We start from the raw sequence: 23,111 nt of genomic DNA, 5'->3' as shown, positions 1-23,111 counted from the left end.
AATCCGGCGGGCGACGCTCAGGAACGCGCCGACCAGGCGGGTATCAGATCGTCGCCGGTGTCACGCGCATCGTAAACCCCGCGCGCAATGGCGCGCGCCATCGTAGCCGCCGCTGCGGCGCTGAGGTCGATGAAATCCTGCAGCAGCAGTGTCTTGCCGCTGGCGCCGGTCGAAAGCGCGAAGACGAGATCGCCGTCGAGCGGTGTATGCGACGGCCACAGCGCGCGGGAAAAGCCGTCATGGGCGGCAATCGCCAAGCGCTTCGCCTCGGCCTTGGTGAGAACCGCGTCTGTGGCAATGACCGCAATGGTCGTATTTGTGCCCGCCGCCTGGCGTTCGCGGAACTTGAACCGTGGGATGCCCGCATCCTGTGGCCAGGGAGAGGGCTGGCCCAGCCCGCCGAACTCGCCGTCCAGTTCAAAGGGAGCGGCCCAGAAGTGGCGCGTGTCACTCACCGTTGCCGAACCGACCGCGTTGACGGCCACAAGGGCGCCGATGGTGATCCCATTGGCCAGTATAGTGGATGCAGAACCAAGACCGCCCTTGAAAGTGGCTGTGAGGGCGCCCGTTCCCGCACCGGCGGTCCCCGTCGCGAACGTCGGCGCCGCGGCACGCGCTGCTTCGTAGCCGAGATCACGATAGGGGGAAAAGCGTCCCCAATTCTTTTCTCCGCCATTGGCGAGATCGAACAGGATCGCCGCCGGCACGATCGGAACCCGGTGCGGTCCGACGGCAAAACCGCGCCCCATTTCACGAAGTGCCGCCTGCACGCCCGAGGCGGAGTCGAGGCCGAAGGCGGAGCCACCGGAAAGCACGACCGCATCGACGGCCTGGACCGTATTGTGCGGCGCGAGCAGATCGGTTTCGCGCGTGCCGGGTGCGCCGCCAAGCACCTGCACTGCGGCTGTCGCCGGCGGATCGCAAAGTACGGCGGTGACGCCGGACTTCAGACGGTGATCCTCGGCATTACCGACGAGCACGCCGGCGACATCCGTGATCAGATTGTTCTGTCCTTTGCGCATCATTGCGCATTGCCTGCATTCAAAGCTTCGACGAAACGGCCGTCCTTCCATTGCATCAGCCTGAAGGGCGTCTCCGCCCGCTCATGAGCAGTATTGAACTGAATGGGTCCGAGGACAGTCGGGAAGGGGCCCTTCAGGAGCGCATCCGTAAGGGCGCTGCCGTCCTTTGCTGCTTGATCCTTTGCCTGCTCGAGAATCGACATGGCCGCGAAGGCGGGAAGCACATAGCCGTCCGGTTCGATTTTCGCGACACGCATTGCATCGACGACAGCCGCTGCCTCATGAGATCGCGCCGGATCGGGTATCGTCACGGCAAGCACGCCGTTCTCGAGCGGCACGTCGAGATCGGCGGCGTTCAGCACGTCGCCGCCGAGGAGCGTTATCGCCACATTTTCCGCTTTGGCATCGCGCGCGATGATGGCCGTGTCATGCCGGTCGCCGCCGGTGAAGACGTGGGTTGCGCCGCTCTTTGCCAGCCGCCGAACGAGGCTTACCTGCTGTTCCTGGGCGGGACGGTAAGTATCGGTGAAGACGGGTGTCACCCCGATCTCGGCAAGAGCATTGCGGACGCTCTCGACAAGCTCGCGGCTATGAATCGTCCCGTCATCGATGAGGGCGAGCGGCTTGCCCTTCCAGTTCGATATGATGACGTCGGTGATCGCCGCAGCTTCGGCCTTGGCGGTTGGTGCAAGCCGGTAGAACGGCCATTTCTTCTTGAGAGCGTCTTCCATCAGGATGTCGGAACGGACGCCGACGGTGATCGCGGGGATGCCGGCTTCTGCGAGCGCCGGCAATGCTGCCTCGAGGCTCTCCGTGCAGAGGAATCCGATGGCCGCCTCCGCGCCGCTCGCAAGCAGCCCCTTCTTCAAGGCCTCGCCACCCGCCGGATCGCAGCTTTCGCCGATCGGAATCACCTCGCTGCCACGGTCCGTCGCCTGGAAGGTCGCCCCGTCCATGATCTGTTTTCCGAGCATGGCAAAGGGGCCGTCGGCGGGAGCGACGACGGCGACCTTCAATCCGGCCGCGGACGCAGGGTTGCTCAGCGCCAGTGCAGCGACGAAAAGGCTCGAAACGATTGATCTAAACATGGGTTTTCCCGCCATCGACCGCCATGTTTTAAGGATGTGGCTCCACTCGTCAAAGGAAAAGATTGTGCCTTTGTCGGGCTTTGTCGCCGCCGCAATCTCAATGGCCGCGGATCGGCAAGATTCTCGTTGCGCCGGGTTTCATATTTTCCACGAGAGTCTATGTATGAGCGAGATATCGTTCCGGAGCGAGATGTGTTGGAGAAGACCCGGCTGGACCCGATAACCTACCGCGACGCGATGAGTCGCATGTCGTCGCATGTGCAGTTGATCACTGCGGCCGACGGCGGGGAACGGCGCGGCGTGACGATCACAGCCTCCTGCTCCGTATCGGACGATCCGCCAACCGTGCTTGCCTGCCTTAACGCCGCCAACAGCCGCAACGACATCTTTTCGCGCGGCGGCAGCTTTGCGTTGAACCTCCTCGGCGGACAGCACCTCGCTTTGGCGCATGCCTTTTCGGGCCGCGATCAGCTCGATATGGACCGCCGCTTCGCACTCGGGCGATGGACGCAGCGGATGACCGGCGCCCCGATCCTCGTCGATGCGGTTGCCGCCTTCGATTGCCGCCTGATCGAGGCTAAAATCATGGCAACCCACCTCATCCTCTTCGGCGAAGTGGTCGACGTGCAGATCGGCGAGAAGCAGCCGCCGCTCATTTATGTGGACCGGGGATATCGCACGCTATAAGTTTTCCCTGCCTGCGGAGGAAATATGGCGCGACACGAGACAGGGAAGCTACCCCAGTCCATCGACGAGACGATCGCGATGCTGGAAGCGCATGATTATCTCGCCGGCACCGCCCTCGCGACCGTTCTTTTCCTGGCGCTTCGAATGAAGCGTCCCCTGTTCCTGGAGGGCGAGGCAGGCGTCGGCAAGACCGAGATCGCCAAGGTCCTCGCCCAGGCGCTCGACCGCCCGCTGATCCGTCTGCAATGTTACGAAGGCCTCGACGTCGCTTCGGCCGTTTATGAATGGAATTATCCGGCGCAGATGCTCGAGATCCGGCTTTCGGAGGCGACCGGCACGGTTGACCGGCAAAGGATCGAAAGCGACATCTTCTCGGAGCGGTTCCTAATCCGCCGCCCGGTTTTGCAGGCGATATCGACCGTCGCCGGGCGCGCGCCGGTATTCCTGATCGATGAGCTCGACCGGACCGACGAAGCATTTGAGGCATTCCTCCTTGAAGTGCTGTCCGACTTCCAGGTCACCATCCCCGAACTCGGCACGATCAAGTCCAGCGAACCACCGATCGTCATCATCACCACAAACCGCACACGCGAAATCCATGACGCGCTGAAGAGGCGATGTCTCTACCATTGGGTCGACTATCCAAAGGCGGCGCAGGAACTCGAGATCATTCGCCGCAAGGTGCCCGGCTGCAACGCGATGCTCTCCCGCGAGATCGTCGCCTATGTGCAGAAGCTCAGATCGGTCGATCTCTTCAAGAACCCCGGCGTCGCCGAGACGATCGACTGGGCGACGGCACTGACGGAGCTCGATGCGCTGGCGCTCGATCCCGAGAAGGTCGCCGATACGCTCGGCACCCTTCTCAAATACCAGGACGATATTGCCAGGATTGAAGGCGCGGAGGGGCGGCGGCTGCTTGCCGAGGTGAAGGCCGAGCTGGCGCAGGGTTGAAATCATGACTGGAGAGCCGCGTATCGATGGCCTCGAGCTTCCGTCGCTGCCCAGAGAAGGACGGCTCGCCGACAATATCGTCTTCTTCGCCCGGGCTCTCAGGCGCGCGGGGTTGAGGATCGGACCCGCCGCCATCGCGGATGCCATCAACGCCGTGAGCCTGATCGGGATCGGATCGCGTGCTGAATTCTACGCGGCGCTCCAGTGTATCTTCGTGAAGCGGCACGAAGATCAGGCGCTCTTCGACGAAGCATTTCGACTTTTCTGGCGTCCGCGGGATCTCGTCAGCAAGATGATCGCACTGATGTCGCCGGTCTTGCCGCAGCGCCGCGAAGACCGGCGGCGTCCCGGCCAAGCGCGTATCGGCGATTCGCTTCTTGCCGGACAGCATGACGCCCGGCCGCCGCGGGAGGCGCCGGAAATGGAGATCGACGCGCGCTATACCGCCTCTGGCCGGGAGCTATTCCACAAAGCGGATTTTGCCCAAATGAGCGCGGCCGAAATCGTCGAGGCCCGGAAGGCGCTCTCCTCTCTGCTGCTGCCGCTCGATCGAGTGCGGACGCGACGCTATCGGACTTCGCATCGGCCGAGGCGGATCGATCCTAGAGCGACCATGCGCGACGCCATGCGACTTGGGGGCGATTTCATCCTGCCACGTTTTCGCGAGCCGCGCCGCGTTCATCCGCCGCTGGCTGTGCTCGCGGACATTTCCGGCTCCATGAGTCAGTACACGCGCGTTTTCCTGCATTTCCTGCACGCGTTGACTGAGCAGCGGCATCGGGTCCACACGTTTCTTTTCGGCACGCGGCTGACGAACGTCACCCGTCAGATGCGCTACCGTGACCCCGATGAAGCGCTCGACGAATGCGTTGCGGCCGTTGAGGACTGGTCCGGCGGGACACGCATCGGCGAGACACTTCGCGAGTTCAATCGCCGCTGGTCGCGCCGAGTGCTCGGGCAGGGTGCCATCGTACTCTTGATAACCGATGGGCTCGAGCGCGACGACACGACCGAATTGCAGGTCGAGATCGACCGCCTGCATCGCTCTTGCCGACGTCTCATTTGGCTCAACCCGCTTCTGCGATTCGATGGATTCGAGGCGCGCGCCCGCGGCGTCAGGGCAATGCTGCCGCATGTCGACGAATTTCGGGCGGTGCACAATCTCGAATCCGTCGCAGAGTTGGTGAAATCGCTCTCCGCTCAAAGGACGCGCGACGCCGATCCGCGACGCTTCCTGAATGGAGCGAGGGGCGAACAGCGGCTGTGAGATGCGCTGCATTCGGCCAAAGGGCGATAGAGCAATCACGATCATGTGGCTTGCTTCGATCGAGAATCGCCACGATCTAAGGGAACGAAACTGGAGTGCATGCGATGCTGAATGAGCCGAACGCCCTCGACCCCTTGGAAACTGCCGAAGCCTGGCGCGGCCAGGGACGTGCCGTGGCTCTTGCCACGGTCATCGAGACTTGGGGCTCAGCGCCCCGTCCTGCCGGCAGTCATCTGGTCATCGATCGAGAGGGCAATTTCCAAGGCTCGGTCTCGGGCGGTTGCGTCGAGGGCGCCGTCATTGCCGAGGCCGCAGATGTGATCGCGTCCGGCGTTCCGAAGATCCTCGAATTCGGTGTCGCCGACGAAACCGCCTGGCGGGTAGGACTTTCCTGCGGCGGTCGGATCCGCATCTATGTCGAGCGAATTGACGGCTGAACGATGGAACTCTCCACACTCCAGACACTCAATGCGGCCCGAGCAGCGCGACGGGCGGCTGTCGTCGTCACCGATCTTGCGGAGGGCAGCGCGCAGGTCTTCTTCGAAGGAGCGGATTTTCCACACGAATGGGATGCCGCGCTTTCGGGGGCGCTCCGCACCGGTCGGCCCGGGGCTGCAACCATCGAAGGGCGATCGCTGTTCTTCAACGTCCACTTGCCGCCGCCGCGCATCGTCGTCATCGGCGCGGTTCACATCTCGCAGGCTCTAGCCCGCTTTGCGCCCGTCGCGGGCTTCGACATGGCGGTCATTGATCCGCGTACCGCCTTTGCGACCGCCGAGCGCTTCCAGGGCGTCGAGCTTGTCGCCGATTGGCCGGAAGATGTTCTGCCCGCGCGGCCGCTCGACCGTTACACGGCGCTTGCAGCCCTAACGCACGATCCGAAGATCGACGATTATCCAATCAGGGCCGCATTGGAGGCGGGGTGCTTCTATGTGGGTGCACTCGGCAGTCGCAAGACCCATGCGAGCCGCGTCGAACGCCTGCTGCAGGCCGGCGTCTCCGCGGAGGCGATCGAACGAATCAGGGCGCCGATCGGCCTCGACATAGGCGCCGCAAGCCCCGCAGAGATTGCCGTCGCCGTTCTGGCGGAAATCATTGACGCTTTGCGGCGGCGCGATCTCAGCGGCGCAGGAGGTGCGCCATGAGGTTCGGTTCCATGCCGCTCGCTGAGGCGGAAGGCGTAATCCTCGCGCATGCGCTGAAGGCCGATACATTGAAGCTCGCCAAGGGCCATCGCCTCAGCGCCGCCGATATCGCGGCGCTTGCCGAAGCGGACGTGGCGGAGGTTGTCGCCGCTCGGCTAGAGGCGGGCGATCTGCCGGAAAACGAGGCGGCGGCGCGCGTTGCCGCTGCGATCGCCCCGGATCACCTCCGTTTCTCGCAAGCGGCGACCGGTCGGGTCAACATCTATGCGACCGTTGCCGGCCTTTTCGTCGCCGATCGCGTCGTCGTCGACCGATTGAACCGGATCGATCCGGCGATCACGCTCGCCTGTCTTGCCGACCACGTCGCCGTCGACGCCGGTGACATGGTCGCGACGATCAAGATCATTCCACTTGCCGTGCCAGGCGCCTCGGTCGAGCAAGCTGCCGCTTTGTTGCGCGCCGAGCCTGCCTTCGAGGTGAAGCCGTTCACGGCGCGTCGCGCCGCCTTGATTGCAACTGAGTTGCCATCGCTCAAACTCCAGGTGATGGACAAGACGCGCGCCGTCCTTTCCGCGCGGCTCCTGCAGTCCGGAAGCCGAATCGACACCGAACTGCGAGTCGCCCATGCCGAGGAGGCGGTCGCTGCCGCAATCGCCGAGGTCAAGGCTGCTCATGATCTGATCATCGTCTTCGGCGCCTCGGCGGTGGCTGACCCGCAAGATGTCGTGCCCGCCGCCATTCGGCGCGCCGGCGGCGTGGTCGAGCACGTGGGCATGCCCGTCGATCCCGGCAACCTGCTCATCCTCGGCCGGGTGGGTGAAATCCCTGTTCTGGGGGCGCCGGGCTGTGCCCGAAGCCCGAGGGAGAATGGCTTCGACTGGATACTGGACCGTCTGCTCGCCGGCGAGTGGCCCACCTCAACCGATATTACCGGGCTCGGGGTCGGCGGCCTGCTCAAGGAGATACCGACACGGCCGCAGCCGCGGGAGAAGGCCGTCAGCGACCGACCGGGCCCGGTGGCGATCGTCGTGCTGGCGGCCGGCCGGGCAAGCCGGATGGGGCCGGAGGGCCGGCACAAGCTTCTCGCCGAGTTCAACGGTGTTCCTCTTGTTCGCCGCTCAGCTGAAGCAGCGCTTGCGGCCAGCAATGGCAAGGTCGTCGTTGTTACCGGACACCGCGAGCAGGAGATACGGGCCGCGCTCGCGGGCCTGCCGGTCACGGTCGTTTCCAATCCCGACTATGCCAGCGGCATGGCATCCTCGCTGGTGGCGGGCCTCGCATCGGTGGGGGATGCGGTTAGCGGAATCTTGGTGATGCTCGCCGATATGCCGGGCATCGGGTCCGAACATCTCTCGAAGCTGATTGCGGCTTTTGATGCCGAAGCGGGGCAAGCTGTCGTGCGAGCGGTGGCAGATGGGCAGCGCGGCAACCCGGTCATTCTGCCGAGGGAAACCTTCGCCGCCGTACGCGAGCTCGTCGGCGACGTCGGAGCGAGACATATAGTGGAGCGGTGCGGTCTTCCGGTAATCGATGTCGAACTGGGTGCGGCCGCCCGCCTTGACCTCGATACGCCCGAGGCAATCGTGGCGGCGGGCGGCGTCTTGAAGGAGTGAATAATGGACAATGCGGCGATCGAGGAAATGTTCGAAACCCTGGGACCCGTTACGATCCGCCGCATGTTCGGTGGCAAGGGCATCTATTACGAAGGGGCGATCCTTGCGGTCGAGGTGAATGGCGAGATCCTTCTGAAAGGCGACGCGCAGTCGGCCCCGGAGCTGGAGGAGGCAGGCAGCCGGCAATGGAGCTATGAAGGCAAAGGCAAGCCGGTAAAGATGCCCTATTGGAGCATTCCTGAAGTGGCCTACGACGACCCGGACGAAATGGCCCGTTGGGTGAAGTTGGCCTATGCGGCCGCGCTCAGGGCGAAGAAGTAGAACGGCTAGCTCTTTGAACCTCCGCAATTTCGGACGGAAACCGGTTACACACTTTTCCTGGAATTGCTCTCGCTAACCGAGCGCTCGAATCGCATCCGCGGCGAAGCGGGACAAAGGCTGGGGCAGCGCGGTAAGGTCGAACCAGCCGATCTCGGAGAGCTTGTCGGGCTCGGTGAGGCGCGGCTCGCCGGAGAAATCCTCCGTCACATAGATCAGCGAGATCCAATGTTGCCGATCGGATTCGATCATCTGTTCGCTGATGCACAGAAAACGCGTCGAATGAATCGAGAGGCCGCTTTCCTCCTCCGCCTCGCGTCGGGCGGCATCCTCGGAGCGTTCCATGTGGTCGACCTTGCCGCCGACGATGCTCCAGTGTTCTGCCTCCGGCGCCTTCAGGCGGCGGCAAAGCAGGATCTTGCCGTCACGCAGGATGGCGAGGCCGCAACCGAGACCGGGAAAGTCGATGCCTGGGGAGGCCATGGCCCCGCAATCAGGCCTTGCCGGCGATCAGCATGAAGGCCGGAATCTCGTCGCCGAATCCGACCGGTGTCGGACCATCGTCATGGTCGCGGCGATTCCGGTTCCGACGGTCGCGATTGTCGTCGTTGGCAGCACGCTGCGCGCGGCCTGGATGGCTCTGCTTGCTGTCGGCATTACGTTCCGTCTTCACCGCGTCAACCCTTTCCGCAATCGGTTCGAGTTCCTCTGCACCGTTGTTTCGGGCGACATCGGACCTGTGCTCGGCGCGCGCCTTGCCGGAACGCTCCGTATCCTTCTTTCGTTCCTTGCGGCCATCGCGTCCGCGATCACGCCGGCTGTCGTGGCTCTCCATGGGCTCCGGTAGCTCGGAAAGATCGCCGCTCAGCCATTCGACCTTCTGGCCGATGAGCTTCTCGATGGCATCGGAGAACTTGGCGTCGCGCTTCGTGACGATGGTGAAGGACGCGCCGGACCTGCCGGCACGACCGGTGCGGCCGATGCGATGGACATAATCTTCCGCATGGATCGGCACGTCGAAATTGAAGACATGGCTGACATCCGGAATATCCAGTCCGCGCGCTGCGACGTCGGAGGCGACGAGCAGCTTGATGTTGCCGTCCTTGAAGTTGGCAAGCATCGTCATGCGCGACCGCTGATCCATGTCGCCATGCAGCGCGCCGACGGAGAAGCCGTGGCGGTCGAGCGAACGGAAGAGCTCGGCAACATCCTTCTTACGATTGCAGAAGATGATCGCGTTCTTCAGGTCATCCTGAGCGCGAATGAGATCTCGAAGTACGGCACGCTTTTCATAGTCCTTCGCATGCGAGGCGACGAAACGTTGTGTCACCGTTGTCGCCGTAGAGGCGGCGCGCGTAACCTCCACGCGCTCGGGGTTCTGCAGGAAGCGATCGGCAAGCTTCTGGATTTCCGGCGGCATCGTCGCCGAAAAGAACAGCGTTTGTCGGGTAAAGGGGATGAGCTTTGCGATTCGCTCGATATCCGGAATGAAGCCCATGTCAAGCATACGGTCGGCTTCGTCGATAACGAGGATCTCGACACCCGACATCAGCAGCTTGCCGCGCTCGAAATGGTCGAGCAGACGGCCGGGCGTGCAGATCAGGACATCGGCGCCGCGTTCGAGCTTGCGATCCTGTTCGTCGAAGGACACGCCGCCGATCAGAAGCGCGATGTTGAGCTTGTGATTCTTGCCGTACTTGTCGAAGTTCTCCGCGACCTGTGCCGCGAGCTCGCGCGTCGGTTCGAGGATCAGCGTGCGCGGCATACGGGCGCGGGCGCGTCCCTTCTCCAGAAGAGTCAGCATCGGCAGCACGAAGGATGCCGTTTTTCCCGTTCCGGTTTGCGCGATTCCGAGAATATCGCGCCGCTGCAGGGCCGGTGGGATGGCTCCTGTCTGAATAGGCGTCGGCGTTGTGTAGCCCGCGTCGGTAACTGCGGAGAGAACTTTTTGGCTTAGGCCAAGGTCAGCAAAATTGGTCAAAGGGGAGACTGTTTCCGTTCCGGTTCAATAGAACACTGATCGATCGATGGAAAATGCACCAGCATGTGGCGGCGCTCTTAAGACGAAAGGCGTCGAAAGTCAAGAAATCCAGCACGTTGAAGCGCCAGAAGGTAAATAGGTGCGCATCTGTCGCGTTTCCTGTCAAGCGCGAGGAGGTGATGCGCGCTTCCTGATCCTCAATCCAGGTAGCCGGCGAGCCTCGTTCCGGCCTGCAGGAACTGCATTGGATCGACGGCCTCGCCATTCAGGCGAACCTCGTAGTGAAGATGGGGCCCTGTCGACCGCCCCGTGCTTCCGGACTTGCCGATGACCTGATCGGCCTTCACCTGATCGCCGACATCGACCAGGATCATCGCCAGGTGCGCGTAGCGGGTCGAGACGCCGTTGCCATGATCGACCTCGATCATGTTGCCGTATCCGCCGGCCGGGCCGGCTGCGGTTACGGTTCCCGCTGCGGTAGACCGGACACGTGTCCCGATCGCCGCGCGAAAATCGATGCCGGCATGAAGCGCTAGACGTCCGAGGAAGGGGTCTGGCCGATTCCCGAAACTGCTGGTGATGTCGCTTGCCGGCGCAGGATTGGCGAGGGGGAGCTTCCGCGCGGCGTCGCGGGTCCGGTCGAGCTCGACAAGAGCGCTATCCAGAGCCACCAGCGACTGGTCGAAGCGATCCTCGTTCTGCGGCTCGACGAAGGGGCCCCCGATCCCCGTCTGCGTTGCGGCGTCCGCCACAGGCGCTTCCGACATCGCGGGGAAAGTGAAGCCCGTGCGTTCGACGATCGTCCTGATCGCTTCCGAGGCTCTGCGCGCGCCGTCCGTCATTTGTCGCACATGGGCCATCTGGTCGTGTTCGATGCCTTTGAGCGACAGGGTGACCTTCGAGAATATCCGGTCCGCCCGGTCGGAAACGCTCTCGCCGTTTTCGTCCGCAGCGGCGGGCGGAGCAAAGCCAAGCGCAGCGCGACGGCCTGATGGTGCAGCATCCTCACCGGCCATGCCCATGATCTTTTCGATGGCCTTGATGCCGCCAGAGGTGTCGGCGCCGCGTTGGTAGGCCAGCGGCTCCGTGGTAGGCACGGCTGCTTCCTGGCCGATATCGTCCGGGTCTTTCCGGCTTTCCGCCAATACGCCAAGCTTGTCGGTTCGGGCGCTCAGCGCCAACTGCCGCTGAAGGAGCTTTTCGACTTTTTCTTCGACGATTTGCTGATCGAGCAATTGCCGACTGGTCACCCGGTCCACCTGCGCCCGAAGCGCAGTGATTCGGTCCTCGTATTCATGCTGCATGCGCGCCTGACGCGCGATCGTGCCGCCGATCAAATCGTCGCGAAGCACGAGATAAGCGGTAGCGGCAAGATAGCCGACAGCGAAAACGCCGGCGGCGGAGGTGGCGAGCGCCACCATCCAGGGACTGACCGTCATATGTCTGACCTTGTCGCCGCTCGCCAGGAGCAGGACGTGGTTTTGCCTGCGCTTTCCGAAGGCGCTGTTTGCCGACCGAACAGACACCACATCACCCCCGCCGATGCGAACCAAGTCGCGTTGCCCGGGAATGATTACACTTTATTAGGGTTAACAAAGCGTGAGTGGGCGCCTGGTCAGATGTTCGTCGATGCGGTCATCGAGCGGTAGAAGGAGGGCGTCAGCCCCGCTTCCGCCCGCGCTATGTCGTTGAACGGCGGCTTAAGCGGCCCGCGGAAATTCGCTCGCACCAGCGCCTGGAAGGTCGCGGCCGGGTCCTTCCTCTGGCGCGCGCAAAGGAAGCGGAACCATTTCGCCCCGACTGCGACGTGCCCCTTTTCGTCTTCATAGATCACGTCGAGGACGGCGGCGCTTTCGTGATCGCCGGTTTCGCGCATCTTCGCCCGTAGCGCCGGCGTGACATCGAGACCACGCGCCTCGAGGATGAGCGGAACCACGGCGAGGCGGGCCGTCAGATCGTTGCGCGTATCGTGAGCGGCCTGCCAGAGACCATCATGCGCGGGCAGGTCGCCATAGTCCGCGCCGAGATCATTCAATCTCTGCCTGACCATGCGAAAATGCTTGGCCTCCTCGAAGGCAACCTGCATCCATCCGTCGAAGAAGGAGTTGGGAACGGCCTCGGAAGCAAACCGCGCGACGATATCGAGGGCGAGGTCGACCGCGTTCAATTCGATATGAGCGATGGCATGGAGGAGGGCGATTCGCCCTTTGAGCGAACCGAGCGAGCGCCGCTTGACCTGGGTCGGCGGCGTCAGAACCGGCCTCTCCGGACGGCCAGGCCGCTCGGGAACGGAGCGATCGAGCGGCGAGCGTAACGACAGCGATCGCGCCTGCCAGCGACGGGCGGCCTCCTGCGCAAGTTCTGTCTTGACGGCAAGGTCCGCCGCGCGGACCGCCTCGACGGCTGCGCCGCGCAGGCTATGGAATTGCGGAAGCGTCGTCATCGCTTGCCCAATCGGCTCAAATGGTCTTGGCGGCGGCCAATACCTCGTCGGCGTGGCCGGCAACCCTGACCTTCTCCCAAACGCGGACGATGGTGCCCTGACGATCGATGAGGAAGGTCGTTCGCTCGACGCCCATGTATTTGCGTCCGTACATGCTCTTTTCGACCCAGACGCCATAGGCGTTGACCACCGCCTTTTCCTCGTCCGCAGCAAGCGCGACCGCGAGATTATACTTCTTGGTGAAGCGGTCATGGCTCTTGGCCGAATCGGGCGATATGCCGATCAAGGCGACGCCCGCGCGTTCGAACTCCCCCGCAAGTGCTGAGAAGGAAATGGCTTCCTCCGTGCAGGTCTTGGTGTCGTCCTTGGGATAGAAGAACAGCACCACCGGTCTGCCGCGAACCGCGCTAAGCGAAATCGTACCACCACCGTCACGGGGAAGCTCGAAGTCCGGAGCGACATCGCCTGGTCCCAATCCTGCCATGATTAAACCTTTCTTACGCCAAGTTTTGTGGACATTCCGCAGTTAGAGCCTTTCTAGCTCAATGGAAACATTCTGTCGGCTCGGAACGTTTGCTCGGCGGCCAAAGTTTTCCATCGAGCCGGGAAAAGGGCTCCAAGGGGCATATCGAAGCAGGGGCATATCGAAGATCGTGGGAGCCCGTCCAGCGGGTCTGTGCTAGATTTTTGACAGGTGCCGGACGGCTTTTTTGGCTATTGCATGTCTTCTTAGATCGACCTCGCTCTAAGAAGACATTCAGCAGTTCAAGAGCGCTACAGCGACCTTGCGCGTCTGATAAGACGCGCGGCGCTGTAGGAGTTACTATTGATGCTTCGTCGCATGCCGAGGGGAAACGGAATTGTCCTGCGCTTTCCACAGATGAGATGCGAAGCGTGGTGACTCGGTTCGATAAATTGTGGTCTACATGGGGCGAGAGAAAGTACCGGCCTTCGCACGTGACAACGGGCTGACGGGAAACAAGCATTTTGGCAATCAGGTCGAGGACGCTCGCGCCGATGAGTGATATCCGCGGCGAAAGGCTCTGCTTTCGCAAGGAAGACATCGTCGCGCTGCATGCGTTGCCCTCGGCGCAAGCTCATGACCCGGTCATTGTGCACACGCCGACGCGGCTTGGTGCCCTGCGCCTCTGCGGCAGGATTCTTCTTTGCTGCTCGCTTGTCGTCTTCGTCGTTGTTGCCTCGCTCGTCGCCGCGATCGAAAGCGGGCTAGTCGATGGACCGTTGAACGCCCGCGCACGCTCGGCACTCAATGCGGCTCTCGGCGAGAACTACAGCGCCGATGTGGAAAGCACGGTCCTGCGCATGACCGGCGGAGGGGCGCTTGCGCTCAAGGCGCGCGGCGTCACCTTGAAGGAGAGCGGTTCCGGCCGCCACTTGGCCAATCTTGACGCGATATCGATCGCGCTCGACCCCTTCGCCCTCATGACCGGCCGCATCTCCGTCTCAAAGCTTGAAGCGGAAGGAGGCGAGCTCGACACGGGCCTGTTGCCGCGCGGCGAGCCGATCGACCTTACCAAGATCCGTATCGCCGATGTCGGCGAGGCGCTCGAAGGCTTGTTCGCGCAGGTCGACCGTATGTCGCGGCTGACCGCGGGCAGGGCGACGCAGACAGTATTGCTTTCGGATTTCAGCCTGTCGGTCGCGGGATCCCGCGGACGCGTAGTTCCGGTGGAGATAAGGACGCTCGAGTTCAGCCACGACCCGGACAGTTCCATGCGCGTCGGCGGAACGGTGGCGGTTGATGGCATAGAGGCGCAGTTTTCGGCGCGGGCTCCCGGTAGCGGAGGTCGGGTCGCCGCTTTCGAGGCCGCGCTCAACGCCCTGCCGCTCTCGCCGTTTCTCTACCATGGCAAATTGGCCAAGGAGGATGCCTTCGGCATAGACGCGGCCGCCGACGTGATGCTGAAGGCCACGCGCGCGACGGACGGGAAGAAGCCGGTGCTTAGTGTCGCCGTTAAGACTTCCGAGGGCTCCTTCCATGCCGGCGGGCTCGTTTCCGCTCTTAAGCCTTCGGAACTGAACGTGTCCTATGACTTCGAGCGTGCATCCGTGGAAATACTGCCGTCGATGGTCAGGATCGGCCGCTCGACGTTTCCCTTCACCGGCGCGCTGATCGACCTCGACAAGATCGCCGAGGCCGATCGGAACGGCTTCGCCGTCGACCTTCTGCTTAAAGACGCGAGCTCGGATCCCGAAGACATGCAGGAGCGTCCACTCGCCTTTGACGCCAAGGCGAGCGGGCGCTTCGACGCCGACACCCACCGGCTGATCTTCGACCAGTTGGCGATCTCGAGCCCGCTCGGCTCAATGGTCGGTTCGCTTTCGGCTTCCTTCGGCAAGACGTCGCCGCAGATCAGTTTCGCTGCACTCAGCGACAGGATGCATTCGACGGCCGTCAAGCAATTGTGGCCTTGGTGGCTCGCCAAGGGTGCCCGCCGCTGGGCGATCGGCAATCTCTTCGGCGGCACCGTGACCGATGCACGCATCGAGGTCTCGATCCCGGAGGGGCGCATCGCCGACAGCGGCGGCGACCTCAGGCTCAACGAGAAAGAGCTCAACATCAATTTCGCCATCGATGATACGCGGATCAATATCGCGGGCGAAATTCCGCCGCTGCGCGATACGTCCGGACGCTTCACCCTGAGCGGCGAGCGGATGTCCGTCGCGGTAGGAAAGGGCGCGGCCTATTTCCCCTCCGGCCGCTCAGTCGCACTGGACGGCGGCGATTTCATCATTCCCGACGTCTACGCCAAGCCGCTGATGGCGGAGATGAAGATCAACGTCGGAGGGCAAGCCGACGCCATAGCCGAACTCGTGCGCTACAAGCCCATCCAGGCGCTGCAGAAGACGCCCTTTGTGCCTGAGGATTTCACCGGACCGATGACGGCGCTGGTCGGCGCGCGGTTCGGGCTCATATCGGACCAGAAGCCGCCTGCGCCGCTGTGGCAGGTGGAAATGCAGCTTGAGGATGTCACGATCAATCGTCCGGTCGCCGAGCGCTCGATCGCCAATCTCTCCGGAACGATGCGGATCGACAATGCACAAGCCGTACTTCAGGCGGACGCCCTGATCGACGGCGCGAAGATGCGCATCGCGCTCACCGAACCAGTGGACGCCAAGGCGAATGTGACGAGAACACGTGAAATCTCCGGAACGCTCGACGATGCGGCGCGCGCAAAGATCGCCCCGGCATTGTCCGGCATCGTGAGCGGTCCGATCGGCGTCGACGTATCGCTTACCGAAGACGGGAGCCAATCCGTTAAGGCAGACCTCGGCAGGGCCTCGCTCTCCTTGCCTTGGGTCGGCTGGAGCAAGGGCCCCGGCATCGCCGCTCATGCACAGTTCACTGTCAAGGCCAGTGAAGGCATCACCGAAATAGGCGATTTCCATCTTACGGGCGACGGCTTCGGCGCCGCCGGGGATCTGCGCGTGGACGACGCCGGTCTGGCATCGGCCCGGCTGAGCGGTGTCCGCCTGACCAAGGGCGACGACTTCGCGGTGACCGTGGACCGCGGCAAAGGCGGCTACACGGTCGCGCTCACAGGCTCGGCTGCGGACCTCAGACCAGCGCTCGCGCGCGCGAAGGAGGAAACGGGCTCCAGCGACGACGGCAACGTGAAGATCAATGCGCGGCTCGACCGGGTTACCGGCTTCAATGGCGAGGTCTTCTCTGATGTAAGCTTTGCCTATGCGAAACGCGGCGCGCTGATCGACGATATTGATCTCTCGGCGCTGACGGCGAGTGGCCAAGCCGTGGTTGCGCGGCTTGTGAAGGCCGGTGCCGACAACACGCTCGAATTGACGACTAGCGACGCCGGTGCCTTCGTGCGCTTCACCGACATCTACCGCAACATGCGCGGCGGCCTCCTCAATCTGCGGCTCCGTGATCGGGGCGGCAACTCCTGGCGCGGCACGGTGGATGTCCGGAAATTCTCCCTCGTCGGAGAACAGAGGCTGCAATCGATGGTCTCGACGCCGGCCGGCGAAGACGGGCGCAGCCTCAATCAGGCGGTGCGGCGCAATATCGATGTGAGCACGGCGCAGTTCGAGCGCGGCTTTGCGCAGCTCCTTCTCGACCGCGGCACGATCCGGGTCGGCAGCGGCGTGCTACGTGGCGTCGACGTCGGCGCCACCTTCCAGGGAACGATCCGAGACGCTAATGGCCGAATGGATATGACCGGAACCTTCATGCCGGCCTATGGCCTGAACAGGCTTTTCGGCGAACTGCCGCTGATCGGCGCTCTGCTCGGCAACGGTCGCGACCGCGGCCTGCTCGGCATCACTTTCAAGCTCACCGGCCCGTTCAATCAGCCGCACCTGACGATCAATCCGCTCTCGATCATAGCGCCGGGGGTCTTCCGCAATATTTTCGAGTTCCAATAAGAAAGGCCGGCGCAGCGCCGGCCTTGAGCTCGTTTCCGTATTCTCGTCGCAATGCATGTCGGCCAAAAGTGTGCAGCGGTTTTGGGACAACGACATGCACAAGATAAGACCTAAAGCGTGACGCGCTTTAGACCGGCCGCACGAGCATGTGCTTCTTCTTGCCGAGCGAGAGCTTGATGACGCCGTCGCCGGTCACGTCGCCGCTCCCCACGACCCTGCGCTCATCATTGATCTGGTCATCGTTGATGCGGACGGCTCCGCCTTGAACGTGCCGGCGGGCCTCGCCGTTCGAACCCGCGAGGCCGGCTCGCACCATGAGGTTCAACAGGCCGACACCCGATTCGAGCTCGGGGGCGGGGACGTCGACCGACGGGAGGTTCTCCGCGAGCGCGCCTTCCTCGAATGTCTTGCGCGCCGTTTCGGCGGCCTGTTCGGCGGCTGCGCGCCCGTGCAGCATGGCGGTGACTTCGGTCGCGAGGATCTTCTTGACCTCGTTGATCTCCGAACCGCCGAGCTTCGACAGCCGATCGATTTCCGGCATCGGCAGCGTCGTATAGAGCTTGAGAAAGCGGGAGACGTCGGCGTCCTCGGTGTTTCGCCAGTACTGCCAGAAGTCGTAGGGGCCGAGCATGTCCGGATTGAGCCAGATGGCGCCGTTCACCGATTTGCCCATCTTGGCACCGGAGGCTGTCGTCAGCAGCGGCGAGGTGAGGGCGTAGAGTTGCGGCGTTCCCATGCGATGGCCGAGATCAATGCCGTTGACGATGTTGCCCCACTGGTCCGAACCGCCCATTTGCAGCCGGCATCCAGTGCGATTGTAAAGCTCGACGAAGTCGTAGGCCTGCAGGATCATGTAGTTGAATTCGAGGAAGGACAGCGACTGCTCGCGATCAAGACGCGTTTTGACACTGTCGAAGGAAAGCATGCGGTTGACAGAGAAGTGGCGTCCCACGTCGCGCAGGAATTCGAGGTAGTTGATACCCAGCAACCAATCGGCGTTGTTGATCATCAATGCATCAGTCGGGCCGTCGCCATAGCGCAGGTAGTTCGAGAACACCGTCTTGATGCTCGCGATATTGGCAGCGATCGTCTCAGGCGTCATCAACTGGCGGGCTTCATCCTTGAAGGACGGATCGCCGACCATGCCGGTGCCGCCGCCCATCAGCGAGATGGGCCGGTGCCCCGTCGCCTGAAGCCAGTGAAGCATCATGATCTGGATAAGGCCGCCCGCATGCAAGCTCGGAGCCGTCGGATCGAAGCCGATATAGGCAGTCACGGTTTCCTTTTGGAACAACTCGTCGAGGCCGGCATCATCCGATGTGGTATGGATGAATCCGCGTTCTTTGAGGGTGTGGAGGAAATCGGACTTGAACTCGGACATAATCTGTTTCTTTCGGCTGGGTAGAACGTCTGCGGCGGGCCTTTATCATTGTTTCGCCGAAAGTGCACGTTTTTGCTCGGCCGCCGATTTGCTATGAAAGCCCAAAGCTATTCGTGGCGTTCGACCGGCATCGCGGTCCGATCAGACATTCCAGCGGAGGACGTGCATGGGGAAAATGTTGACGGCGGTCGGCCTGATGAGCGGCACGAGCATGGACGGGATCGATGTCGCGCTCGTTGAAACGGATGGTGAGACCGTCGTTCGTCGCGGACCGTCGGCCGGATACCCCTATGATGCGCGGTTCCGGGATCGCCTGAAGCGCGGCCTCGAGGATGCGAGGTCGATTGCCAAGCGAGATGAACGGCCAGGGTCGCTCGCCGATCTGGAGCGCGACCTGACGTTGCGCCATGCCGAGGCTATCCGGACATATCTAAAGGATAACAACGTTCTACCGGAAAACATTGATGTAATAGGTTTTCACGGGCAGACCGTGCTGCACCGTCCCGATGAAGCGCTGACGGTGCAGATCGGCGACGGCAACCTGCTCGCGAGGGAAACGGGAATCGACGTCGTCTACGATATGCGGGCCAATGACATGGCCCATGGCGGCCAGGGAGCGCCGCTCATTCCGGCCTATCATGCGGCCCTGGCGCGCGGCCTCTCGGCAAGGAAGGAAATCAGCGCACCCGTCGTCTTCGTCAACATCGGCGGCATTTCCAATCTCACTTTCATCGGCGCCGGTGATGAGCTCGTCGCCTATGACAGCGGGCCGGGCAATACCCTGATCGACCAATGGGTCGAGGCCCATGCCGGCATCCCCTACGATCAAGGTGGCATGATCGCGAGCGAGGGCCATATTCTTGCCGAGCTTGCCGACCGCTACCTTTCCCATCCCTTCTTCACCGCGGAAAAACGCCGCTCGCTCGACCGCAACGACTTCGTGCCGCCGACGGGCAATGAGGCGAGCCTCGAGGACGGCGCGCGTACGCTCGCCTATGTGACGGCGGCCGCCGTCATCCGGTCCGCGCGACACCTTCCGACAGCACCCAAGACTTACATCATCTGCGGAGGTGGTCGTCTCAACCCCGTCATCATGCGCGATCTGAGCTCGCTTGCGGAGGCAGCAGAAGGGCGAGTAGTCGCGGCGGAGGCACTGGGGCTCAACGGCGATTCCATGGAAGCGGAGGCCTGGGGCTACTTGGCCGTTCGATCCCTCACGGGACTGCCCCTGACATTTCCGGGAACGACAGGCGTCGACCAACCCGTAAGCGGTGGGCGGTTGGCTTCGAAGCCGGCCGATGCTCTGAAGGGACACGGCTGAGCCTCGTTTTAATGGTTTCTTCGTGCACGCTCGCTAAGCTGCTTCACGGTCCACAGGCGCGAGAGTCGCGGATCGATTGAACTGCGGCTGAGGTTTGGATTCTGTCGATGGGTGGTGCGATTTCCCTGCTGGCGGTGAACTTCATCATTGCCCAGGTCTTCGTCGTGGCTTTTTTGGTTGTCGCAGCGAAGAGTCAGGCGAAGCGGCCGGCGATCTGGTGCGCCTGTGGTTTCGCAGTCGCCTCGCTCTCTGCCGTGTTCGAGACCGTGCTGCCGTTCTCGCTCGTGCCGAAGCTTTTTGCCGTCGGCGCCTTTGCAAGCGTGCTTGCGGGCTTCATCCTGATCCGCTTCGGCCTCGGCTTCTTCTACCGTGTCCCGGCGAACTTGCCTTTCGCGACAGCCCTTTTCGCCGGTTCGGTGGTGCTCGATCTGCTCATTTACGACCTTCCTCGCGGAACGCTTAAGCACGCCTTCTTCTATCAGATGCCGTTCTGCCTCGTGCAAGCTTGGTCGGCCTCGACCATCATCCGGTCCGAGCGCCGCTCCCGTGCCGACTGGAGCCTGTTCTGTCTCCTGGCCCTCAGCTCGATCTATTACGTAGTGAAGGTCTACGCTGCGATCGCTGCCGAATCGGGGACCACGGCGGCGGATTACCTCGCAAGCCCGTTTGCGCTCGTATCGCAGGCCTTGGGCGCCATGCTGATCGTGGCAACCGGCATGGCGATACTTGGGGTGATGGTGAAGGAAATCATCGACGAGGCGCGAGCCAGCTCGGAGCTCGACGCGCTATCCGGTCTCTGCAATCGTCGCGGCTTTGCCGACCGAGTCGCTCCGCTCTTGCAGGAGGGAGGCGATGACGGTCCCGGCACGCTGATCCTTACCGATCTCGACCGCTTCAAGCTGGTCAATGACACATACGGCCACCACGCCGGCGACGAGGTGATCCGGCAATTCTCGTGCGTACTTCGCGAGCTTATGCCGAGCAGGGCTGTGGCGGGGCGCCTCGGGGGCGAGGAGTTCGCTGTATTTCTTCCGCGGATCGGGCCGGCTGACGCCCGGGTGCTCGCTCATGGCATGCGTGCCGCGATCGCGTCGACGCGGATCATTGGTCTTCCGGAGGTAGCTGCGGTCACCGCGAGCTTCGGCGTTGCGGTCGTTGCTGCTGAAGAACCGCTGGAATTGGCGATGCAGCGGGCCGACAAGGCGCTTTATGCTGCCAAGGCGGGTGGGAGGAACCGGGTGGAATGCGCGGAGGCGCCGGTACACGTCGTCGCAAATCCACGTAGAGCAAGATCATAGGTGCAAAGCGGCCCGGAAACCGATCACGATCTCCGGGCCGTCCGAATTAGCTGAGCAGGTGACGTATTAGCGAATGCGTTTGGCCGCAGGCTCCGGCACCAGCTCGCCATTGAGGCGGCGGTCGAGATAGTCCTCGCATTCCGCCATCAGGGTTTCGATCTGGCCGTTGAAGAAATGGTTAGCGCCGGGGACTGTCTTGTGCGTGATCAGAATGCCCTTCTGCGCCTTCAGCTTCTCGACGAGACCGTTGACATCCTTCTCCGGCGCAACCTTGTCCGCATCGCCGTTGATGATCAGGCCGGATGAGGGGCAGGGCGCCAAAAACGAGAAGTCGTAGATGTTCGGCTGCGGGGCGACTGCCATGAAGCCTTCGATCTCCGGGCGGCGCATCAGGAGCTGCATGCCGATCCAGGCGCCGAAAGAATAGCCGGCCACCCAGCAGCTCTTGGAATCCGGGTGGAGACTTTGCACCCAGTCGAGCGCGGAGGCCGCATCGGAAAGCTCGCCGGCGCCGTGATCGAACTCGCCCTGGCTGCGCCCGATGCCACGGAAATTGAAGCGCAAGGTCGTGAAGCCGCGCTTCTGGAACATGTAGAAGAGCTGATACACGATCTGGTTGTTCATCGTGCCGCCGAACTGCGGGTGCGGATGCAGGATGATCGCAATCGGTGCGCTCTTCTGCTTCGAAGGCTGATAACGGCCCTCGAGGCGACCGGCCGGTCCGTTGAAGATGATTTCGGGCATTGGCTCTCCGGGAATGTTTCTGGTTCAAATCGTGGTTCTTAGCGCCAAGCTGTCTTGACTAAAGCAGTCAGCTTTTCTAAAACCTACTTTAGAACCGTTCAAAACTTCGGTGCGGACATTCCGCATGCGCTTCGTCTCATAAGGCAAGCGGCGCGGAGAATTCAAGGAAAATGCAACGGCGTAGCTCATAGGGATGAGCCGTTCGCTCGGGCAAAGGAAGCAATGTCGGGACAGCGTATTTATATGGACTGGAACGCCACGGCGCCGCTTCTGCCGGAAGCGCGTGAGGCCGTTCTGTCCGCGCTCGGCCACATCGGCAATCCGTCATCGGTGCACGGCGAAGGTCGGACGGTCCGCGCCCTCATTGAATCTGCCCGGCGTGATGTCGCCACCCTCTGCGGCGCGCAAGCCTCGGCGGTCATCTTCACCAGCGGCGCGACGGAAGCGGCCAATCTGGTGCTGACGCCGGATTTTCGCATGGGGCGCACGCCGCTCAAGATCGGCAAGCTCTATGTTTCGGCGATCGAGCATCCGGCCGTCCGCGAAGGCGGGCGGTTCCCGCGCGAAGATGTTTGCGAGATCCCGGTCACCCCCGCCGGCATAGTTGATTGCGCGGCACTGGAAACATTGCTTCAGGCGCACGACCGTCAGGCCGGCTTGCCGATGGTGGCGGTGATGCTTGCCAATAATGAAACCGGTATCATCCAGCCCGTCACCGAGGTCGCCGCCATCGTCCGTGCGCATGGCGGTCTGTTGGTTGTCGATGCGGTACAGGCGGCCGGCCGCGTGCCGCTCTCGATCGAGGCTCTTGGCGTCGATTTCCTGATCATCTCGTCGCACAAGATCGGCGGCCCGAAAGGAGCGGGGGCGCTCGTCGCCCGTGGCGAGATCATGATGCCTGCACCGCTGATCCGCGGTGGCGGACAGGAAAAGGGACATCGTTCGGGAACGGAGAATGTGCCGGCGTTGGCAGGTTTTGCGGCTGCGGCCCGTGCCGCGGCAAGGAACATCGATGGGCGCATGGCGGCGGTGGCAGCCCTGCGCGACGGCCTCGAAGTGGCAATGCAGTCCCACGCGCCGGATGTGATGATCCACGGGCGCGGCGCTTCGCGGCTCGCCAACACGTCTTTCTTTACGCTGCCCGGCCTGAAGGCAGAGACGGGGCAGATCGCTTTCGATCTCGAAGGCGTGGCGCTCTCGGCAGGCTCGGCATGCTCTTCCGGCAAGGTAGGACAGAGTTATGTGCTGACGGCGATGGGCTATGATCCGCGTCAGGGGGCACTGAGGATTTCGATCGGCGAGCGGACGACGCAAGCGGAGATCGAGCGCTGCGCCGCCGTGTTCGCGAAAGTGGCGGCGCGACGCCGCTCGGCCGGGCAGGCCGCCTGACGACGGAAGGGATTGAACGAAATTGCGGAAAAGCAATTTTCCGCTTGGCAAATGGGGTG

General features: G+C 62.7%; 20 protein-coding genes. 11 read left to right on the top strand and 9 right to left on the bottom strand.

The window, feature by feature from the left end:
* Nucleotides 1–17 precede the first annotated feature (17 nt).
* The gene (locus AYK65_RS13065) at nt 18–1,025 is read right to left on the bottom strand and encodes a P1 family peptidase (protein ID WP_081158660.1); all 1,008 of its coding nucleotides are present in this window, start codon (nt 1,023–1,025) and stop codon (nt 18–20) included.
* A complete protein-coding gene (locus AYK65_RS13060; RefSeq protein WP_081158658.1) occupies nt 1,022–2,110 on the bottom strand; it encodes a branched-chain amino acid ABC transporter substrate-binding protein in 1,089 nt (362 codons plus the stop codon). The genes AYK65_RS13065 and AYK65_RS13060 overlap by 4 nt, the downstream gene beginning before the upstream one ends.
* Before the next feature lie 159 nt (nt 2,111–2,269).
* Between AYK65_RS13060 and AYK65_RS13055 the strand changes: the two genes are divergently transcribed.
* The 7 genes from AYK65_RS13055 to AYK65_RS13025 all read left to right on the top strand — a co-directional run bounded on the left by AYK65_RS13055 (nt 2,270) and on the right by AYK65_RS13025 (nt 8,094).
* Nucleotides 2,270–2,797: a flavin reductase family protein gene (locus tag AYK65_RS13055; protein ID WP_046120914.1), complete on the top strand. Its 528-nt coding sequence runs from the start codon at nt 2,270–2,272 to the stop codon at nt 2,795–2,797.
* A 24-nt stretch (nt 2,798–2,821) separates the two neighbouring features.
* Nucleotides 2,822–3,748 (top strand): AAA family ATPase, encoded by a 927-nt coding sequence (locus AYK65_RS13050; RefSeq protein WP_081158656.1) that lies wholly within the window; start codon nt 2,822–2,824, stop codon nt 3,746–3,748.
* 4 nt (nt 3,749–3,752) lie between these two features.
* On the top strand, nt 3,753–5,015 hold the full coding sequence (locus AYK65_RS13045) for a vWA domain-containing protein (protein WP_081158654.1): 1,263 nt from the start codon (nt 3,753–3,755) through the stop codon (nt 5,013–5,015).
* Nucleotides 5,016–5,119: 104 nt separating this feature from the next.
* Nucleotides 5,120–5,452, top strand: a complete 333-nt coding sequence (locus AYK65_RS13040) for an XdhC family protein (protein WP_046121035.1) — start codon at nt 5,120–5,122, stop codon at nt 5,450–5,452.
* A 3-nt stretch (nt 5,453–5,455) separates the two neighbouring features.
* Nucleotides 5,456–6,160: an XdhC family protein gene (locus AYK65_RS13035; protein WP_046120917.1), complete on the top strand. Its 705-nt coding sequence runs from the start codon at nt 5,456–5,458 to the stop codon at nt 6,158–6,160.
* Nucleotides 6,157–7,773, top strand: a complete 1,617-nt coding sequence (locus AYK65_RS13030) for an NTP transferase domain-containing protein (RefSeq protein WP_081158652.1) — start codon at nt 6,157–6,159, stop codon at nt 7,771–7,773. The genes AYK65_RS13035 and AYK65_RS13030 overlap by 4 nt, the downstream gene beginning before the upstream one ends.
* Before the next feature lie 3 nt (nt 7,774–7,776).
* Nucleotides 7,777–8,094, top strand: coding sequence for a TfoX/Sxy family protein (locus AYK65_RS13025; protein WP_026614016.1), 318 nt, complete (start codon nt 7,777–7,779; stop codon nt 8,092–8,094).
* A 72-nt stretch (nt 8,095–8,166) separates the two neighbouring features.
* On the opposite strand, the gene AYK65_RS13020 is transcribed toward AYK65_RS13025, so the two are convergent.
* The 5 genes from AYK65_RS13020 to AYK65_RS13000 all read right to left on the bottom strand — a co-directional run bounded on the left by AYK65_RS13020 (nt 8,167) and on the right by AYK65_RS13000 (nt 12,999).
* Nucleotides 8,167–8,574: an NUDIX hydrolase gene (locus AYK65_RS13020; protein WP_046120920.1), complete on the bottom strand. Its 408-nt coding sequence runs from the start codon at nt 8,572–8,574 to the stop codon at nt 8,167–8,169.
* Between the two features lie 10 nt (nt 8,575–8,584).
* Nucleotides 8,585–10,072 carry a DEAD/DEAH box helicase gene (locus tag AYK65_RS13015; protein ID WP_026614018.1) on the bottom strand — a complete coding sequence of 496 codons (1,488 nt, stop codon included), beginning with the start codon at nt 10,070–10,072 and terminating at the stop codon, nt 8,585–8,587.
* A 197-nt stretch (nt 10,073–10,269) separates the two neighbouring features.
* Nucleotides 10,270–11,598, bottom strand: a complete 1,329-nt coding sequence (locus AYK65_RS13010; RefSeq protein WP_081158708.1) for a M23 family metallopeptidase — start codon at nt 11,596–11,598, stop codon at nt 10,270–10,272.
* Nucleotides 11,599–11,687: 89 nt separating this feature from the next.
* Nucleotides 11,688–12,515 carry a ferritin-like domain-containing protein gene (locus AYK65_RS13005; protein WP_026614020.1) on the bottom strand — a complete coding sequence of 276 codons (828 nt, stop codon included), beginning with the start codon at nt 12,513–12,515 and terminating at the stop codon, nt 11,688–11,690.
* A 16-nt stretch (nt 12,516–12,531) separates the two neighbouring features.
* On the bottom strand, nt 12,532–12,999 hold the full coding sequence (locus tag AYK65_RS13000; RefSeq protein ID WP_046120923.1) for a peroxiredoxin: 468 nt from the start codon (nt 12,997–12,999) through the stop codon (nt 12,532–12,534).
* Between the two features lie 533 nt (nt 13,000–13,532).
* Here AYK65_RS13000 and AYK65_RS12995 point away from each other — a divergent pair.
* Entirely contained in the window at nt 13,533–16,919 is a 3,387-nt protein-coding gene (locus AYK65_RS12995; protein WP_081158706.1) for a YhdP family protein, read from the top strand.
* A gap of 127 nt (nt 16,920–17,046) precedes the next feature.
* Here the strand turns inward: AYK65_RS12995 and tyrS are convergent, their stop codons facing one another.
* Complete coding sequence (tyrS, locus tag AYK65_RS12990) at nt 17,047–18,300, bottom strand: tyrosine--tRNA ligase (RefSeq protein ID WP_026614023.1); 1,254 nt, start codon at nt 18,298–18,300, stop codon at nt 17,047–17,049.
* A 166-nt stretch (nt 18,301–18,466) separates the two neighbouring features.
* Here tyrS and AYK65_RS12985 point away from each other — a divergent pair, with 166 nt between their 5' ends.
* Together AYK65_RS12985 and AYK65_RS12980 are read left to right on the top strand one after the other, a co-directional pair.
* Nucleotides 18,467–19,621, top strand: coding sequence for an anhydro-N-acetylmuramic acid kinase (locus AYK65_RS12985; protein WP_081158650.1), 1,155 nt, complete (start codon nt 18,467–18,469; stop codon nt 19,619–19,621).
* 107 nt (nt 19,622–19,728) lie between these two features.
* Nucleotides 19,729–20,919 carry a GGDEF domain-containing protein gene (locus tag AYK65_RS12980; protein ID WP_081158648.1) on the top strand — a complete coding sequence of 397 codons (1,191 nt, stop codon included), beginning with the start codon at nt 19,729–19,731 and terminating at the stop codon, nt 20,917–20,919.
* 66 nt (nt 20,920–20,985) lie between these two features.
* Here AYK65_RS12980 and AYK65_RS12975 read toward each other — a convergent pair whose 3' ends face one another.
* The gene (locus AYK65_RS12975; RefSeq protein ID WP_026614026.1) at nt 20,986–21,663 is read right to left on the bottom strand and encodes an alpha/beta hydrolase; all 678 of its coding nucleotides are present in this window, start codon (nt 21,661–21,663) and stop codon (nt 20,986–20,988) included.
* Nucleotides 21,664–21,885: 222 nt separating this feature from the next.
* Between AYK65_RS12975 and AYK65_RS12970 the strand changes: the two genes are divergently transcribed.
* Complete coding sequence (locus tag AYK65_RS12970) at nt 21,886–23,052, top strand: cysteine desulfurase family protein (RefSeq protein WP_046120926.1); 1,167 nt, start codon at nt 21,886–21,888, stop codon at nt 23,050–23,052.
* The last annotated feature ends 59 nt before the right edge of the window (nt 23,053–23,111 follow it).

The organism is Ensifer aridi, assembly GCF_002078505.1.
Classification (GTDB): Bacteria; Pseudomonadota; Alphaproteobacteria; order Rhizobiales; family Rhizobiaceae; genus Sinorhizobium; species Sinorhizobium aridi.
This window is presented reverse-complemented; position numbering and strand designations above follow the sequence as displayed.

Coding starts and splice junctions, on each gene's coding strand:
- AYK65_RS13020 (WP_046120920.1), bottom strand. CDS start 8,574: ATGGCCTCCCCAGGCATCGACTTTCCCGGTCTCGGTTGCGGCCTCGCC.
- AYK65_RS13040 (WP_046121035.1), top strand. CDS start 5,120: ATGCTGAATGAGCCGAACGCCCTCGACCCCTTGGAAACTGCCGAAGCC.
- AYK65_RS13030 (WP_081158652.1), top strand. CDS start 6,157: ATGAGGTTCGGTTCCATGCCGCTCGCTGAGGCGGAAGGCGTAATCCTC.
- AYK65_RS12980 (WP_081158648.1), top strand. CDS start 19,729: ATGGGTGGTGCGATTTCCCTGCTGGCGGTGAACTTCATCATTGCCCAG.
- AYK65_RS12995 (WP_081158706.1), top strand. CDS start 13,533: ATGAGTGATATCCGCGGCGAAAGGCTCTGCTTTCGCAAGGAAGACATC.
- AYK65_RS13045 (WP_081158654.1), top strand. CDS start 3,753: ATGACTGGAGAGCCGCGTATCGATGGCCTCGAGCTTCCGTCGCTGCCC.
- AYK65_RS13000 (WP_046120923.1), bottom strand. CDS start 12,999: ATGGCAGGATTGGGACCAGGCGATGTCGCTCCGGACTTCGAGCTTCCC.
- AYK65_RS13050 (WP_081158656.1), top strand. CDS start 2,822: ATGGCGCGACACGAGACAGGGAAGCTACCCCAGTCCATCGACGAGACG.
- AYK65_RS12985 (WP_081158650.1), top strand. CDS start 18,467: ATGGGGAAAATGTTGACGGCGGTCGGCCTGATGAGCGGCACGAGCATG.
- AYK65_RS13025 (WP_026614016.1), top strand. CDS start 7,777: ATGGACAATGCGGCGATCGAGGAAATGTTCGAAACCCTGGGACCCGTT.
- AYK65_RS13065 (WP_081158660.1), bottom strand. CDS start 1,025: ATGATGCGCAAAGGACAGAACAATCTGATCACGGATGTCGCCGGCGTG.
- AYK65_RS13055 (WP_046120914.1), top strand. CDS start 2,270: ATGTATGAGCGAGATATCGTTCCGGAGCGAGATGTGTTGGAGAAGACC.
- AYK65_RS12975 (WP_026614026.1), bottom strand. CDS start 21,663: ATGCCCGAAATCATCTTCAACGGACCGGCCGGTCGCCTCGAGGGCCGT.
- AYK65_RS13005 (WP_026614020.1), bottom strand. CDS start 12,515: ATGACGACGCTTCCGCAATTCCATAGCCTGCGCGGCGCAGCCGTCGAG.
- AYK65_RS12970 (WP_046120926.1), top strand. CDS start 21,886: ATGTCGGGACAGCGTATTTATATGGACTGGAACGCCACGGCGCCGCTT.
- tyrS (WP_026614023.1), bottom strand. CDS start 18,300: ATGTCCGAGTTCAAGTCCGATTTCCTCCACACCCTCAAAGAACGCGGA.
- AYK65_RS13060 (WP_081158658.1), bottom strand. CDS start 2,110: ATGTTTAGATCAATCGTTTCGAGCCTTTTCGTCGCTGCACTGGCGCTG.
- AYK65_RS13035 (WP_046120917.1), top strand. CDS start 5,456: ATGGAACTCTCCACACTCCAGACACTCAATGCGGCCCGAGCAGCGCGA.